This is a genomic window from Glutamicibacter sp. BW80, from assembly GCF_002332385.1.
Lineage (GTDB): Bacteria > Actinomycetota > Actinomycetes > Actinomycetales > Micrococcaceae > Glutamicibacter.
This window is the reverse complement of record NZ_NRGV01000075.1, coordinates 126568-141574: the sequence shown is the minus strand read 5'-3', so window position 1 is coordinate 141574 and position 15007 is coordinate 126568. Positions and strand designations below refer to the sequence as shown.

Annotated in this window: 14 protein-coding genes, 1 tRNA gene, 1 pseudogene and 2 riboswitches; of the genes and pseudogenes, 10 read left to right on the top strand and 6 right to left on the bottom strand. The window is 56.2% G+C overall.

Going from position 1 to position 15007, the window contains the following annotated elements; translation table 11 throughout:
- Positions 1 to 37: 37 nt before the first annotated feature.
- Together CIK76_RS18515 and CIK76_RS19205 are read right to left on the bottom strand one after the other, a co-directional pair.
- On the bottom strand, positions 38 to 745 hold the full coding sequence (locus CIK76_RS18515; RefSeq protein ID WP_096289209.1) for a response regulator transcription factor: 708 nt from the start codon (positions 743 to 745) through the stop codon (positions 38 to 40).
- 57 nt (positions 746 to 802) lie between these two features.
- Positions 803 to 1021: a hypothetical protein gene (locus CIK76_RS19205; RefSeq protein WP_141393626.1), complete on the bottom strand. Its 219-nt coding sequence runs from the start codon at positions 1019 to 1021 to the stop codon at positions 803 to 805.
- Positions 1022 to 1265: 244 nt separating this feature from the next.
- Between CIK76_RS19205 and CIK76_RS18510 the strand changes: the two genes are divergently transcribed.
- Both CIK76_RS18510 and CIK76_RS18505 read left to right on the top strand, forming a co-directional pair.
- Complete coding sequence (locus CIK76_RS18510) at positions 1266 to 1649, top strand: cold shock domain-containing protein (protein WP_096289207.1); 384 nt, start codon at positions 1266 to 1268, stop codon at positions 1647 to 1649.
- A 3-nt stretch (positions 1650 to 1652) separates the two neighbouring features.
- A complete protein-coding gene (locus tag CIK76_RS18505) occupies positions 1653 to 2273 on the top strand; it encodes a DUF3027 domain-containing protein (RefSeq protein WP_096289205.1) in 621 nt (206 codons plus the stop codon).
- An 86-nt stretch (positions 2274 to 2359) separates the two neighbouring features.
- Here the strand turns inward: CIK76_RS18505 and serC are convergent, their stop codons facing one another.
- Positions 2360 to 3481, bottom strand: coding sequence for a phosphoserine transaminase (gene serC / locus CIK76_RS18500; protein WP_096289203.1), 1122 nt, complete (start codon positions 3479 to 3481; stop codon positions 2360 to 2362).
- 261 nt (positions 3482 to 3742) lie between these two features.
- Between serC and CIK76_RS18495 the strand changes: the two genes are divergently transcribed.
- The 5 genes from CIK76_RS18495 to CIK76_RS18475 all read left to right on the top strand — a co-directional run bounded on the left by CIK76_RS18495 (position 3743) and on the right by CIK76_RS18475 (position 9547).
- Positions 3743 to 4435 (top strand): metal-dependent transcriptional regulator, encoded by a 693-nt coding sequence (locus CIK76_RS18495; RefSeq protein ID WP_096289201.1) that lies wholly within the window; start codon positions 3743 to 3745, stop codon positions 4433 to 4435.
- Positions 4436 to 4513: 78 nt separating this feature from the next.
- A riboswitch (cyclic di-AMP (ydaO/yuaA leader) is annotated at positions 4514 to 4699 on the top strand.
- Between the two features lie 2 nt (positions 4700 to 4701).
- Positions 4702 to 5733 carry a M23 family metallopeptidase gene (locus CIK76_RS18490; RefSeq protein ID WP_096289199.1) on the top strand — a complete coding sequence of 344 codons (1032 nt, stop codon included), beginning with the start codon at positions 4702 to 4704 and terminating at the stop codon, positions 5731 to 5733.
- Between the two features lie 124 nt (positions 5734 to 5857).
- Positions 5858 to 6027: riboswitch (cyclic di-AMP (ydaO/yuaA leader) on the top strand.
- A gap of 3 nt (positions 6028 to 6030) precedes the next feature.
- Positions 6031 to 6882 (top strand): C40 family peptidase, encoded by an 852-nt coding sequence (locus CIK76_RS18485; protein WP_255248543.1) that lies wholly within the window; start codon positions 6031 to 6033, stop codon positions 6880 to 6882.
- Positions 6883 to 7107: 225 nt separating this feature from the next.
- Entirely contained in the window at positions 7108 to 7602 is a 495-nt protein-coding gene (locus tag CIK76_RS18480) for an HNH endonuclease (protein WP_096289195.1), read from the top strand.
- A gap of 67 nt (positions 7603 to 7669) precedes the next feature.
- The gene (locus tag CIK76_RS18475) at positions 7670 to 9547 is read left to right on the top strand and encodes an ABC transporter ATP-binding protein (RefSeq protein ID WP_096289193.1); all 1878 of its coding nucleotides are present in this window, start codon (positions 7670 to 7672) and stop codon (positions 9545 to 9547) included.
- 134 nt (positions 9548 to 9681) lie between these two features.
- On the opposite strand, the gene CIK76_RS18470 is transcribed toward CIK76_RS18475, so the two are convergent.
- Positions 9682 to 10095, bottom strand: coding sequence for an NUDIX domain-containing protein (locus tag CIK76_RS18470; RefSeq protein WP_176484314.1), 414 nt, complete (start codon positions 10093 to 10095; stop codon positions 9682 to 9684).
- A gap of 188 nt (positions 10096 to 10283) precedes the next feature.
- On the opposite strand from CIK76_RS18470, the pseudogene CIK76_RS19955 reads away from it, so the two are divergent.
- Together CIK76_RS19955 and CIK76_RS18465 are read left to right on the top strand one after the other, a co-directional pair.
- A pseudogene (locus CIK76_RS19955) lies at positions 10284 to 10448 on the top strand (winged helix-turn-helix transcriptional regulator); the annotation flags it as partial.
- An 81-nt stretch (positions 10449 to 10529) separates the two neighbouring features.
- Complete coding sequence (locus tag CIK76_RS18465; RefSeq protein WP_255248548.1) at positions 10530 to 11513, top strand: ROK family protein; 984 nt, start codon at positions 10530 to 10532, stop codon at positions 11511 to 11513.
- A gap of 67 nt (positions 11514 to 11580) precedes the next feature.
- Here the strand turns inward: CIK76_RS18465 and CIK76_RS18460 are convergent.
- Positions 11581 to 11657: transfer RNA gene (locus CIK76_RS18460), tRNA-Arg, on the bottom strand.
- A 56-nt stretch (positions 11658 to 11713) separates the two neighbouring features.
- Positions 11714 to 12367, bottom strand: coding sequence for a hypothetical protein (locus CIK76_RS18455; RefSeq protein WP_096289189.1), 654 nt, complete (start codon positions 12365 to 12367; stop codon positions 11714 to 11716).
- A gap of 63 nt (positions 12368 to 12430) precedes the next feature.
- Between CIK76_RS18455 and pcrA the strand changes: the two genes are divergently transcribed.
- Entirely contained in the window at positions 12431 to 14806 is a 2376-nt protein-coding gene (gene pcrA / locus CIK76_RS18450) for a DNA helicase PcrA (protein ID WP_096289187.1), read from the top strand.
- The last annotated feature ends 201 nt before the right edge of the window (positions 14807 to 15007 follow it).

The window sequence follows — 15007 nt, the reverse complement described above, 5'->3', positions numbered from 1 at the left end:
ACTTTACAATCCCTTGGGCCGCCAAGCGGCATCGGCCCTAGCGGCGGTCCGGGGTGCGCATCAGGTAACCGACGCCGCGCTTGGTCTGAATCAGGGCAGGCCACTCGGGGCGGTCAACCTTGCGACGCAGATAGGAAATGTATGATTCAACGATCGAAGCGTCGCCGTTGAAGTCGTACTCCCAGACATGGTCCAGGATTTGCGACTTGGACAGTACGCGGTTCGGATTCATCATCAGGTAGCGCAGCAGCTTGAATTCGGTAGGAGATAGATCAATGACCTCGCCTGCTCGCCGCACCTCATGTGCGTCGTCATCAAGTTCTAGGTCGGCGACCACGATGGTGGCGTTCTCTTCTTCGCCCGTCGCGGTGCGGCGTAGCACCGCACGAATGCGGGCGACAACTTCATCGAGGCTAAAGGGCTTGGTCACGTAATCATCGCCGCCGACAGTCAATCCAGTGACCTTGTCGCTGGTGTCATCGCGAGCAGTCAGGAACAGCACGGGGAAGTGCCGACCGGCAGCGCGTAGCTTGCGGGTGATGGTGAAGCCGTCCATGTCTGGAAGCATGACGTCCAAAACCGCGAGATCTGGTTCTTCTGCTTCGACGGCTGCGAGAGCCTCGCGGCCGTTGGCTGCGGCGACCACTTGGAAACCGGCGAATCGCAGGGAAGTTGATAGAAGTTCGCGGATATTTGGTTCGTCATCCACGACAAGGAGTTTGGCCTCTGGGGTTTTTGCACTCATAAACCCAGTGTGCACGCGAAGACTGGGAGTCGACTGAGAGCCGTCTGGGAGAGAGGGCTAGCCGTTGCGGCGTTTTCGGATGTTACCGATGATGACCACGCCGGCCAGGATGAAGGCGAGAGGCAAGCCGAAAACGCCGAATGCCATGATGATCGGCGGGATTGAAATTTCCTTGAAATACAACACGAGGACCGCCGCGAGGGACAATGCCGAGAGGACCGCGAGTGTAATTGCGGTGCGGGAAATGACGGTCAAGGTAATCGATGAAGCGCTCACGGCTATTAACGATACAGCGCTTCTAATGCAGCCGCCGTGACTCAAGGTGAAGTTGCGGGCCTCAAGGTGTCATAATCTAAGGTATTCGACTTAATTCGAATCCGTACGTTGAGCACCCGGTAGAAGTAAATGCACGACCCGGATGAATGCTCCATGGATCCGGAGATATGAAAAGGCGTAGCGTGAAGTAAATTAGTTGCACTGATATGCGCTGCAGCACGAGAAACGAACGAGGTAAGGGATCATGCCTAGCGGCAAGGTTAAGTGGTACGAAAAGGCCAAGGGCTTCGGATTCATTACCACCGAAGATGGTAAAGAGATTTACGTGAACGCCGCGGCGCTGCCGGAAGGCGTTCATGATCTACGCCCGGGCACACGCCTGGAGTTTGGCGTGGCCGAAGGCCGCCGGGGTCCTCAGGCACTGAGCCTGCGCATCTTAGAGGAAGCTCCGTCGGTGGCTCGCGCCAAACGGAAGAACCCCGAACAGCAAGCTGCAATGATCGAAGACCTGATCAAGGTTCTTGATCAGGTATCCAACACCTTGCGCAAGGGGCGATATCCTGAACAAGCACACGGCAAAAAGGTTGCTACCGTGCTACGCGCGGTAGCCGATGATCTGGACGTTTAAATAATGGCCCGTAAACCCAAGTTAGACACCACCCTCGCGGAAGCGGTTGATGTTGCGCGCAACGCACTCATCGAGATCGCGGCAGAAACGGAGATCGGTGAGTATCTCGGAGCCACGCCCGAAGGTGAACGATTAGTCACCCATCGATTTGTCTCCCAGAAAAGGGGCTATCGGGGCTGGACTTGGTTCGCGACAATCGCACGGGTGCCACGAGCAAAAGCTAAAGATCTAACCGTTTGCGAAGCTGGCATAGTTGCCGGTGAAGACGCACTCCTTGCACCGGCGTGGGTCCCGTGGGCTGAGCGCTTAGTCAAAGAAGAAATCGAGGCGGCGGAAGCCGAGGCCAATGAGCCCAAGGATGAACCCGGCCCTAGTGCGACCGCAACTGAGAACTCCGGCGCAGAGAACACCGCTGCCGAACCTGCTGGGAACGAAACCCAGGAGGACTTGACGGAGTCGACCACTGCCACAGACGAACACGAAGCAACCGGCGAACCGGAGGCGACGTCCGAACAGGGAATCAAAACCCCTGCACGCCGTCAGGTGCGTCGCCGACGCACCGCGCAACGCACGGCGGCTCGTCGCCGCGCAGCCCAGCGTAACCGGTCACGCAAGGAAAGCTAGCGAAACAAGGCTTAAGAAAAGAAAAAGCGATCCGCGGTTTCGCCCCAATGGGGTGAAGCCGCGGATCGCTTTTGCTCGATCAGAATTTAGAGCTGCTCGATGACATAATCAATGCTCTTCAACAGCGCCGCGACATCACTCGGATCGATAGCCACGAAGGTCGCGATACGCAGCTGGTTTCGGCCGAGCTTGCGGTATGGCTCAACATCCACCACGCCGTTGGCGCGCAGCGCCTTGGAGATTTCCGTGGCGTCCACCGAATCGTCGAAGTCGATCGTGGCGATAACGTTTGAGCGGTGATCCGGGTTGGCTACATATGCCGTGGCAACCTTTGAGGCCTCGGCCCACGCGTAAATCTGGCCAGCTGACTCGGCGGTGCGAGCCGCTGCCCACTTCAGGCCGCCATTGGAGTTGATCCACTTGATCTGCGCATCGAGGGTCACCAAGGTGGTCAATGACGGTGTGTTGTAGGTCTGGTTCTTCAGCGAGTTATCCAGCGCAGTCTTCAGATTCAAGAAGTCTGGGATCCAGCGATCGGTCGCTGCGATCTCCTCGATGCGCGCAATTGCTGCGGGGGAGGCGAACGCAACCCAGAGGCCACCGTCGGAAGCAAAGTTCTTCTGCGGGGCAAAGTAGTACACGTCGGTCTGCGACAAATCTACATCCAAGCCGCCGGCGGCGCTCGTTGCATCAACGACGATCAGTGAATCTTCGTTGGCACCCGGAACGCGCTTGACCGGGGCAGCGGAGCCGGTGGAGGTTTCATTGTGCGGCCAGGCATAGAGATCCACGTCAGCTTCGGCAACCGGGCTCGGAACCGAACCAGGCTCGGAGGTGATAATCGAGGAGGCCGCAAGGAAGGGGGCCTTGTCGGTAGCGTTGGCAAACTTCGAGCCGAATTCACCAAAGGACAAGTGCTGAGCTTTATTGCGTACTAGGGAGAATGCTGCGGCGTCCCAGAAAGCGGTGGCGCCGCCAACTCCCAGAAGCACCTCGTAACCCTCAGGTGCGCTAAACATTTCCTTCAAGCCATCCTGCACGGAGGCAACCAGGTTCTTGACCGGCGCCTGACGGTGGGAGGTGCCTAATAGGTCGGCACCTGCGTCGACGATTGCCTGAATTTGCTCGGGGCGAATCTTGGATGGTCCTGCGCCGAATCTTCCGTCGGCGGGCAGAAGGTTCCTTGGAATGTTGATGCCGGTGCTCATCTCGCTCCTCTAATAGCGTTTTGATTGAAGGTGCTGACTTCCCGACTGATCGCGAGCGCGAAGGAATAGTTCAGGATAGTTAAGACGTTTCAGTTAACATCTTCGCAAACTGCGGGAGATGAGAGAAAAACGAGACCGTCGGTTACGACATGCAAACTACGAGGCCGTCGCTGGGATTGTGGCTATACCAAGTAGAGTTGCATACTGACGTTCCGATTTCTTATGCGAACCTAACTGTTGTGACTTCCAGGAGTGGCTAACGTGTCTGACCTAATTGATACAACCGAGATGTACCTGCGTACCATTCTTGAGCTTCAAGAAGAGGAGATCGTGGCTTTGCGCGCGCGAATCGCAGAACGTCTGGGGCATTCTGGCCCCACAGTGTCGCAGACAGTCGCTCGAATGGAACGCGATGGTCTGGTTGTGGTTTCTACCGACCGTCACCTTGCCTTAACCGAGAAGGGTCACGAACTAGCAACAGGCGTGATGCGTAAGCACCGACTGGCCGAACGCTTGCTATCGGACATGATCGGTCTTGAATGGGAATATGTCCATGACGAGGCGTGCCGCTGGGAACACGTGATGAGCGAGCGTGTAGAGCGACGTTTATACGACCTGCTGGGCAAGCCCACGGTCTCTCCGTACGGCAACCCAATTCCTGGGCTTGAAGTCCTTGGGGGGCCCAAAGTAACCGAAATCTCACATGAGGTCGAGAATCTAGATAACGCGTTGCTCTCCGGAAACATTGGCCCGGTGGCCATTGAGCGTCTCGCAGAGCCGATCCAGACCGACCCAATCCTGCTCGGACAACTGAATGAAGGCGGAATTCGGCCCGGTGCGATCGTTAGCTTAGAGCGCGCAGATGACTACGTCGTGGTTCGTGTGCAAGGTGTCGAAGGTGCGCTAGAACTGCCAGTCGAAGTCAGTGCGCACGTTTTCGTACGCACTAAATAAGGTAACGAAATTGTAACTTTTCCGATCGAACGGTAGGGTTATCAAAGGGCGCCAGTGGTTTAACTGGTGCCGATTCCAAGAGTGCAAACGCCGAGTATTGTCCTGCCTCTTGGATGCGAAATGATTTTTAAGGGCAATAGCGGGGAACCCACTCATTCGACGAATACTTCGTCTTGGGGTGAAGTCATGCCAACAGGCAGGACCGGACCAATCTCAGGGCCGAACCCGACAGCTAACTTCGCAGGTGTAGATATGAGAGGAATGTTTTGGCAGAAACCAGGACGACGGGTCGACGCCGTGCCGCAGACGTCGAGATCGATGCGATCACTGAGATCGCAGCGGCCGCCACAGAACGATCCGTTGGCCGCCGCGCATCACGCGCAGCCGCTGTCGAAGCAGTAGCAGTTCCAGAGCCGCTTTGCGCCGATTATGTCGGGCGCCGCTTTGAGTCTGGTCAGCGTTACGGCATTGCGCCAACGCAGAAAACTCTTGCTACCCAGGATGTTGACGGAAACGTCATTGCCCTACCTACAGCAAAGCCCGTTGTTGCACCTGAAGGCGTAGTAGCAAGTAATGAAGAGCTCGTTCAGAGCCTTCGTGCTTCACCAAAAAGGACTTCACGACTTGGGTTTACCCACAAGATCGCTGCCGTTGCCGCGGTATCGGGTTTGGCACTAGCCGCGGTTTCTCCGCAGCTCAGTAGCGCTGTGCCTGAAGAGGGTCCGGTGGTAGCGGGCGCGCAGCGCACCGCAACTTCCGCAGTGGTTGATGTTAAAGCTCCAAGCGATGCTGGCTTAGATGTGCAGCGTGCGGCTTTGAAGTCCGACATCAACCCCAAGGTGGCCAACGAAGAGAAGCTCTCTGAAATCCTCACCGCTTCCGGTGGCGACATTCAGAAGGTCGGTTCGACCGGTGGATTGCTCGAGCGTCCGGTGGACAGTAACCGCATCACCTCAAGCTTCGGGCACCGCAAGAACCCAACCGGCGCCGGCTTCATGATTCACAGTGGCACAGATTACGGTGTGCCGAGCGGCACGAAGGTTTACGCCGCAGCATCGGGCAAGGTCACAGTCTCCGGATGGGCAGGTCATTCCGGTCAGCGGGTCACCTTGGCCCATGGAAACGGCCTGGAAACCGGGTACAGCCACAACTCGCAACTACTAGTCAACGTGGGCGACACCGTCAAGCGCGGCGATGTCATCGCTTTGGCCGGTAGCACCGGTAATTCCACCGGGCCGCATGTGCATTTCGAAGTAATTGTCGACGGCCAGTTCAAAGACCCTGCCGGCTGGTTATAACGACGTTCGTCACCTTACCGTGATCAAAACGTGACATTTGAAAGATAGTCCTATAGGCTAAACAGCGTGCCAAGGGGAATCCTTGAGCAACATTGCGTGCGAACCGAGCACTGCCAACGCGCAATGAGCAGTTATACACAACTCGTACGGCAGTGACGGGGGAACCAACATCGGGTGGTTAGTTTTGGCTAACAACCCTAGGGGTTAAGTGGAAGAGAAGGAAACTTCAACTCCACCGAGGTAACTCCACTTCGAACCCGACAGCTTACCTCGTAGGTATCAAGGAGAGGCTTTATTGTGACCAAGCGTCAAGCGCCGGGACGCCACCGCGCCCCAGCAGCACGTACCAACCCACTTGCTAGCATTTCGCAGGCAGTGTCCTCGAATGCAGGCTCGGTCGGACGCCAGGCAGCCGTTGTTGCTGCTGCGTCCGGTCTGATCGTCACCCTGGGTGTACCAGGTCAGGCAACAGCCCCACGTGACGTATCAGCTTCCCCGGTTGACACGATCAACCCGGAACGCGTTGCTGTCAAGGCAGTCAAGGTATCCACCAAGAAGGCGGATAACGTCGAGATCGAGCGCGCCAGCTTCACTGCTGAGCCAAAGCCCGAGCCGGTCGTTATCGCTGTCGCTGATGACATCGAGCCAACCACTCGCGAAAACTCGGGCAACTCCGATTCTTCGGGTAGCTCGGACTCCATGGCACCAATGACCCGTCAGAACAGTGGCGGCAATAGCCAGCAGAGTGCGCCAACTGAGACCAAGCAGGAATCCTCCACGCAGGAATCCTCGGCCCCGAGCAAGAACCTCACCGGTATCGCAGCCACGGCTTCGAAGTACTCGGGTGTTCCATATGTCTGGGGCGGAAATACTCCAAGCGGCTGGGACTGCTCTGGCTTCGTGAAGTACGTCTACGCGCAGCACGGCATCAACATCGCTCGTGGCACCTCCGCGATCCTTGGATCTGGCCAGTTCAAGCGCACCAGCAGCCCGAAGCCGGGCGACCTGGTATTCCAGAACGGCGGCGGCCACGTAGGTATCTACTTGGGTGGAGGCCAGATGATTGGCGCGCAAAACCCAACTGTGGACACCATGATTCACTCAGTGACTCGCAACCCACTGTATGGTTACTACACTCTAGCTGGCTAAGCAGCCTGCTCCCATTGGCCATCGAACATAATGTTCGGTGGCCAATGGTCGTTTAACCGGGTGAACTACGGGCTACTTCGCGATGAAAATCAACGAATATCTTCCTAATCTTGAAGCCAAATCGGCAATATATCGCATAGGCTAACGGCAAGAGAACTAACTGCGACGAGCTTGTCGTCATCAACTTCTAGTGATGCACACAAGCCCATTGAAGGAAATATGCGAATGCGAACGTTGGTTTTGAACGCAGGTTATGAGCCATTAGCCGTGGTGACTTTCCGTCGCGCCTTGCTCCTTGTGCTTGCCGAAAAAGCGACAATCATTTTGCAAGATCATGAGTCACCTGTGCGCAGCTCGCACGGGGACTTACCGCGCCCCACCGTAATCGTGTTAAAACGATATGTGCGACGCCCCTACAGGAACATGAACCATGTGACCCGTAGGGGCGTTCTTCGTAGAGACCACTTCCGCTGCGCCTACTGCGGGAAAACCGCCAACACCATCGACCACGTAATCCCGCGCAGCAGAGGCGGGCAGAACACCTGGGAGAACCTCGTGGCGGCCTGCTTGTCGTGCAACAGCCGCAAGGCCGACAAGATGCTCTCGCAATTGGGGTGGCAATTGTTGCTCACACCGCATCAGCCACGGGTGGGAGGGCACCTGGTTTCCGGACTTGACCATATTGATTCTTCATGGACTCAATACCTTCATGCCGGCTAGGAAATATTCGCTCTCCGTGAGATGTTGAGACGTTAGTACTAATCTGAACAAATCACGGAGGTAACTCGTGAGTATGGAAGGCGCGGCGTGGAGTACGCTGTGGCAGCTCTCAAGGAGCGAACAGCGACGTGCATATCGTCCAGAGACCCCGCGGCGTGTTTTTGACTTCGCACTCAGCTATAAAGCACGTTTGATAGTCTTCGTAATCTTCTCTGTATTATCAGCGGCAATTGCTGTCATCACTCCAGTGCTTGCCGGACGAGTCGTTGACGCAATCGTGGCGCAAGGCAGCTGGGAGACCGTGCGGAACTTGGCGATCGTTATGGTGGTAGTCGCTGTTTTCGATTCAATATTCGCAATGCTCGTACGCTGGCAGTCCTCTAACCTCGGTGAGCAAATCATCTTTGACCTTCGCACCAAGGTATTTGACCATGTGCAGAAGATGCCAATCGCGTTTTTCGCGCGAACTCGCACCGGAGCACTGACCTCCCGGCTCAATTCAGATGTTATCGGAGCGCAAGCCGCCTTCGCAGGTACCTTGTCCGGAATCGTTTCAAATGCCGTTGCACTGATCCTGACCGCTATCGTCATGCTCACGACCTCCTGGCAGGTTACGCTCCTGGCGCTGGTCCTTTTCCCGCTGTTCCTGCTGCCGGCAAGACGCTTCGGAAAGTCTCTTGCCGGGCTGCGCAAGGAGTCGGCAGACCTGAACGCTTCAATGAGCACCCAGATGACCGAAAGATTCTCGGCACCCGGAGCTACGCTGATCAAACTCTATGGGCGTCCCAACGAAGAATCCGAGCAATTTGGTTTGCGGGCTGCGCGAGTACGCGACATCGGCATCAAGATGACCATGCGGCAATTCGCATTTGTGACGGTACTAGGGCTGGTCGCGGCGCTGTCACTGGCCCTCGTGTACGGGCTGGGCGGCTTCTATGCATTGCGTGGCGAGATGGCGGCAGGTGACGTGGTAGTGCTCGGGATGCTCATTATCCGCCTGTATACGCCGCTTACGGGACTTGCTAACGCCCGCGTGGAGATCACCAGTGCGCTAGTTAGCTTCGACAGGGTGTTTGAGGTGCTAGACCTTGAACCGCTGATCAAAGACGCCCCGAACGCGATTGCGCTTCCGGCAGAGCCTGTGGCAGTGAAATTCGATAAGGTGAACTTCGCTTACCCCAGTGCCGAGGAAGTTTCGCTAGCTTCGCTGGAAGATACTGCGGTGCTAGATAAACGCGGTGGCGAGGAGATTCTCCACGATATTTCCTTCGAGATTCAGCCCGGTCACACCGTCGCGTTGGTTGGCTCTTCCGGCGCTGGTAAATCGACCATCGCGCAGCTGCTCGCACGGCTCTACGACGTGCGTGGCGGTGCTATCACGCTCAACGGACACGACCTGCGCGATATCACCCTCAAATCCCTATATGGAGAACTGGGAATGGTCACCCAAGACGGGCACCTGTTGCACGAGACCGTACGCTCTAATTTGTTGCTGGCAAACCCTGGCGCCAGCGAAGAGCAATTATGGGCGGCATTGGAAGACGCGCAGTTGCGGACCCAAATCGAGACCCTCCCGGACGGGCTTGCCACGGTGGTTGGGGAACGCGGATACCGGCTATCTGGCGGAGAACGCCAACGCATGACGATCGCCCGGATGATTCTGGCCAATCCGGGGCTGGTCATTCTCGACGAAGCAACTGCGGCTTTGGATTCACGCAGCGAACTTGCTGTGCAACTGGCGCTGTCCCAAGCGCTGGAAAACCGCACGGCATTGGTCATTGCCCATCGGCTTTCAACGATCCGGCAAGCGGATCAAATCTTGGTGATCGACGGTGGACGAATCGTTGAACGTGGAACGCATCAGAGCTTGCTAAGCAAACAAGGCGCGTACTCAAAGTTCTATGAAACTCAGTTCAATTCGGTCCAGGAACCGGATCGTAACTAAAGCAGTTTTTGCGCCATGCTCCTGCGCTATGCGGAACTCGTGGCGATACCAGAGAGCCGGCTGCGGACACCATTGAAAATAGTTCGAGGTCGGCCCTCATAGCCACGTGACAAACTTTTCTGCATATCTGCTCATTAGTGGGGTGCGTTTCTCCGAGCAAGAAGGGTAGGCAATACGTGCTGGCGTAATAGTGGGGCGATGTCATCACGCAATAGGGCTTCGTGGGGGTGGATCCACATTAGCTCTTCGAGTTCGGCTAATGGTTTGGGGGAACCGTTAAATCTTGCGCCGAACAAATAGGCTTGTATCGAGGTGTCTGCTTCATTGGCCGCCGGTCCAAGCCATTGGCCGTACTCTGCAAAGTCTTTTTCCTCGAACTTCACTCCTAATTCCTCATGTACCTCGCGCATCACGGTCTCTAAGGGTGTCTCGCCCTTTTCTGGTTTTCCGCCGGGTTGCATGAATTTTGAAGTCCCACGCTTCCGAACAAGAAGAATTTGTCCCTGATCGTTGATTAAACACGCTGCCGAGATAGTTAAATTTTTCATCACCAAAACACAATATCGCGTGTGAAAACTCGTGACGAATGGTAACGTGCATTATTGGATCTCCAACGTTTTTAGTTGAGTAACGTCGTGATTAGAGAACTCGCAGTTTCAGATCGTACGACGACGTCTTGGCCGGATGTTGGAATAGAGAGATCGATCCATCAAATTTATAGATCTATGGAGCTTTAATGCGACGGGGAACAAACTTAGGCCGCCTTGGCGATTTTAACCAGGCGGTTATCCTTGAATCCATCCGACGAGCCCCGGACGGCATCAGCCGTGTGGAGCTCGCAGGTTCGACGGGACTTTCACCACAGACAATTTCAAACGTCGTGCGTCGTCTTCTTGACGATGGCATCGTTCGCGAAGACCGAACCATTGTGTCCGGTCCAGGTAAGCCGAGAACCGTTCTGGAGCTAGAGGGAAACCGATTAGTGTCCATCGGCATCCATCTTGACCCAAGCGTGCTGACTTTCGTGGCCATGAACCTGCGCGGCGAAGTATTGCGTGAGCGCAGTATCGATGTACCGAATCTCGAAGTAGCCACGGAAACCATCCAGCTGATGGCAGACACGGTCAAGGAATTGATTTCCGAGATTCGTGTGCCGAAAAAGCACATCGTCGGTGTCGGCATTGCCGTACCCGGACCGGTTAACGTCGAAGACGGTGTGGTGCTCAACCCACCGCTGCTCGATGGCTGGGCAGATGTAGAGCTGGTCAACCCACTACGTAAGCTGCTGCGCTTGCAGGTAATCATCGAAAAGGACACCATCGCATCTGCGGTCGGTGAGCTTTGGCAGTCCAAGGAAGAGAAATCAGATGATTTCGTCTTCGTTTACTGCGGCCACGGCTTCGGTGCAGGTATCGTGATCGACGGCGAAGTCCACCACGGTTCGAGCAACAACGCTGGTGAAATTGGGCATTACTCCACCGGACGCAAGGCCGTCGCATGCGAAGAGTGCGGTGCCGACGATTGCTTGGCTGCAGGCACCTCCTACGAGTTCATGGCTGCCCAGGCTAAGGAACGCGGGCTGGAACTGCCGACCTATGAAATCATGGGCCCGGAGCAGCGCTCCGAGGGTATCAACCGTCTGACCGAACTTGCGCTGGAAGGCAACGCCGTCGCCAAGGAACTGATCATTGAATCGATGATTCGGGTGGGTGAAGTCGCCGGACAGCTGGCCAATGCGCTGGACGTCCGCGAGATCGTCTTCGGCGGTCCACAGTGGGACAAGGTTCGCGAGCTCGTCGCTGATGAAGTCGATGAAGCCGTTCAGCGTCGCTTCGGGCTACGTGCAGTCCACGAGGTCGGTACCCGCACCTCGAGCCTTGGCTCGCAGGTTGGCGCCATCGGTGGCGCGTGCGTCGTCATGGATGCCTCGCTCTCGCCGAAGGCTACCGCACTGCTACTGCGCTAAGTCGTTCGACAAGATCAATATAAAGTTGAGGTCCCGCTCCGGTAGGAGCGGGACCTCAACTTTTTATTGGTGCCCCTGGCCGGAATCGAACCGACGGCCTACCCTTTAGGAGAGGGTCGCTCTATCCTACTGAGCTACAGGGGCGCAGGCGCTAGGCGCGCCATCAACACTATCCTACTAGGAAGTTGATGATGAATTTGTCAGGATGAATGCTGTCGAATCTCAGCCATTTTCTTAATCATCGCCTTGTTCGCACGACGAGCCGCCAAGCCAAAGACTAGCGCGGCCGTGATGAAAAGCGTGGCCCACCGGATCGTGGTCAGGATTGAAGCGAGCACGACGGTGCTTTCGTTGAGTTCCGCGCCGAAGAGCGAATCAATGGCAAAGTTCTCCCACAGGTCGGTCACCGCAAACAGCAAGGGTGCCAGCCACGCCAGCCAACGCATCTGACGGTTGGGAATCCAGCGAATGAAGATCAGCATGGAAAACAGCCCGGTCAGCAACGGGAACAGCAATCCGGCGGTCTTATGAAGGTAATTTAGCTGTCCGGTGGCATCCGAATCCATGGCTGCACGTAGCGCTTCGATATCCGAAACCGTGTAGCCGAAGACACGCTGATCTGGCATGGATAACCCGTTACTGAGGTCGGTCATCTGGTGCATCGTGAGCAGGTGGTAGTACACAAAGAGGAACACGCACGTGACCAACCCTGCCGAGATCAACAGCATCGGATTGGAAGTAGATTCACGTTGTTGCGCAGAATCCCGCAGTCCTTGACCGAGCTTCTTGGCCTGCTCATCCTGGAAATGCGCTGGCTTGCGATACTCTTTGCTTTTCTTAACGTTCTTTGCCATACCTTCCATTATGCCGGGTAGGTCTGCGAAACCATCGCAGAGCCCACGTAGACTGGCATTACCATGGATTTCCTTAACGATGACTTCGCCGCGGAGCCGGCACAGCGCACTTTACCGACGCCCGAAGAACTGTTGCTGGGGATGAACGAACAGCAAGACAAGGCAGTTCGTTATCACGGCGGCCCGCTCTTGATCATTGCTGGTGCTGGTTCTGGTAAGACCCGCGTGCTGACTCATCGCATTGCGTATTTGCTAGCTACCGGACGGGCCCGACCGCACGAAATTCTTGCTATCACCTTCACCAACAAAGCCGCTGCGGAAATGCGTGAGCGCGCTTCCGAACTGATCGGTGAAGATCAGGCAAAAAAGATGTGGATCTCCACCTTCCACTCCTCCTGCGTACGCATTCTGCGCCGTGAGGCTGCAACTATCGGTTTGAAGTCGAACTTCTCGATCTATGATTCAGCCGACTCCCTGCGCTTGATTACGCTTATTGCCAAGGGGTTGGATATTGATCCGAAGCGGTTCACGCCCAAGGCCATCGCCCACAAGATCTCGTCGTTGAAGAACGAACTTATCGACGAAGAAGATTTCGCCTCCACCATGAACACCAATGATCCATTCGCGCGGTCCGTGGCAGAGGTCTATCGAGGCTATACCCGACGGCTGCGCGCGGCGAATGCGATGGACTTTGACGACCTGATTGGGCAGGTCGTTTACATGTTTCGGGCCTTCCCAGCGGTGGCGGACAACTATCGCCGTCGCTTCCGCCACGTGTTGATTGACGAGTATCAGGATACGAACCACGCGCAGTACTCCTTAGTCCGAGAATTAACCGGACCCGATGGGCTGACCCGGCCGGGAGAACTAACGGTAGTCGGCGACTCTGATCAGTCGATTTATGCGTTTCGGGGAGCGGATATTCGCAATATTGTGGAATTCGAAAAGGATTACGCAGACGCCGCGACGATCAAACTCGAACAGAACTACCGTTCCACCCAGAACATCCTCTCGGCAGCGAACGAAGTGATCAAACGCAACCCGGACCGCAACGACAAACGCCTTTGGACGGCCAGCGGGGACGGCGACCAGATCACCGGTTACGTGGGAGAATCCGAGGGGGACGAGGCGCGCTGGATCGCGGAGGAGATCCTTCGGCTCAATGACGAAGAAGACGTGCGACCGGGCGATGTAGCCATTTTCTATCGCACCAACGCACAGTCCCGAGCGCTCGAAGAGCAGCTCATGCGCGTTGATTTAAAGTACCGGGTGGTTGGCGGCACCCGATTCTACGACCGCAAGGAAATCAAAGATGCGCTGTCTTATTTGCGAGCCTTGGTGAATCCCGAAGACGACATTAACGTTCGCCGCATCCTCAACGAGCCCAAACGCGGCATCGGCGACCGAGCCGAAGGGGCGGTAGCAGCGCTAGCCGAACGCGACCGGATCTCATTTATGGAAGCGTTGCGCCGTTCCGATGAAGCCCCAGGTCTAGGCACTCGTGGCATCAAGATGACCGCAGCTTTTGTGTCCTTGATGGACGATTTGAAGACTGTTGCAGAAGGCTCCGGCCCGGCCGAAGCGCTGGAAGCGGTACTGGAGCAGACCGGATACCTCGAAGTTCTTCGAGCGTCGAGCGATCCGCAGGATGAGTCCCGGGTAGAAAACCTTGCTGAGCTCGTTGCGGTGGTCCGCGACTATGTGATTGATGAGCCGGAGGGGGGACTGGAAGGGTTCTTGGAGCGCGTGGCGTTGGTGGCCGACGCAGATCAGATTCCCGAGGCGCCTACAGATAGCGAAGGCGCAGAAATGGCGGCTCGTGAAGGTGTGGTCACGCTAATGACGCTGCACACCGCGAAAGGGCTGGAATTCCCGGTGGTGTTCCTGACCGGCATGGAACACGGAGTCTTTCCGCACCAGCGTTCCATGACGGACGAGAAGGAATTGGCCGAGGAACGACGTTTAGCGTATGTGGGGCTTACTCGGGCTAGGGAACGGTTGTACCTGACGCGAGCCGAACAGCGTAGCTTGTGGGGACAGTCGCAATATAACCCTGCGAGTCAGTTTCTCGACGAAATTCCTTCCCACCTGTTGGACTGGAAGCGGGAAGGAGGCACGCCTTCGGGGTGGGGTGCGAGTAACGGAACGGTGAATTTCGCCACGAGTCGGTATGACCGTGGATCTCATTGGGGTGCCGGCAATGCTTCGAATTTTGCATCTCGTGGGCATAACGCAGCTCCGGTGGCCAAGCAGCGCGTGCAGCAGAACAAAGAAATTGTCATTCCAAAGGTTGGCCAAAACGTGAAACATTCTGGCTTTGGCTTGGGCGTTGTTATCGCGATCGAAGGTGTCGGTGATAAGACGGTTGCAAAAGTGCAATTTGCTGACTCGGAAAAACGGCTCCTATTGCGTTACGCGCCATTAGAAATGGTTGACTAACCGGAGATTCTTTGGCGCGCGCTTTGAGGTTTCTTGAAACCGTCGACAGGCTGCCCAACGGTTCTCTACAGCCTGTAAAAGTGGGAAGTTTGTAAAAGTAGGGATAGTCTGAGAGGTGCGCACGGCTACGGCGCCGTATGACTGCCGATAGTTACGTTGCGCTCTCTAGGGCGTGGCATGGATTTCGATTTATGGCCATGC

What these genes read in the sequence shown, in the direction of transcription:
- pcrA (WP_096289187.1), top strand. Translation starts at nt 12,431, where the DNA reads ATGGATTTCCTTAACGATGACTTCGCCGCGGAGCCGGCACAGCGCACT.
- CIK76_RS18510 (WP_096289207.1), top strand. Translation starts at nt 1,266, where the DNA reads ATGCCTAGCGGCAAGGTTAAGTGGTACGAAAAGGCCAAGGGCTTCGGA.
- CIK76_RS18505 (WP_096289205.1), top strand. Translation starts at nt 1,653, where the DNA reads ATGGCCCGTAAACCCAAGTTAGACACCACCCTCGCGGAAGCGGTTGAT.
- CIK76_RS18515 (WP_096289209.1), bottom strand. Translation starts at nt 745, where the DNA reads ATGAGTGCAAAAACCCCAGAGGCCAAACTCCTTGTCGTGGATGACGAA.
- serC (WP_096289203.1), bottom strand. Translation starts at nt 3,481, where the DNA reads ATGAGCACCGGCATCAACATTCCAAGGAACCTTCTGCCCGCCGACGGA.
- CIK76_RS18455 (WP_096289189.1), bottom strand. Translation starts at nt 12,367, where the DNA reads ATGGCAAAGAACGTTAAGAAAAGCAAAGAGTATCGCAAGCCAGCGCAT.
- CIK76_RS18470 (WP_176484314.1), bottom strand. Translation starts at nt 10,095, where the DNA reads ATGAAAAATTTAACTATCTCGGCAGCGTGTTTAATCAACGATCAGGGA.
- CIK76_RS18480 (WP_096289195.1), top strand. Translation starts at nt 7,108, where the DNA reads ATGCGAACGTTGGTTTTGAACGCAGGTTATGAGCCATTAGCCGTGGTG.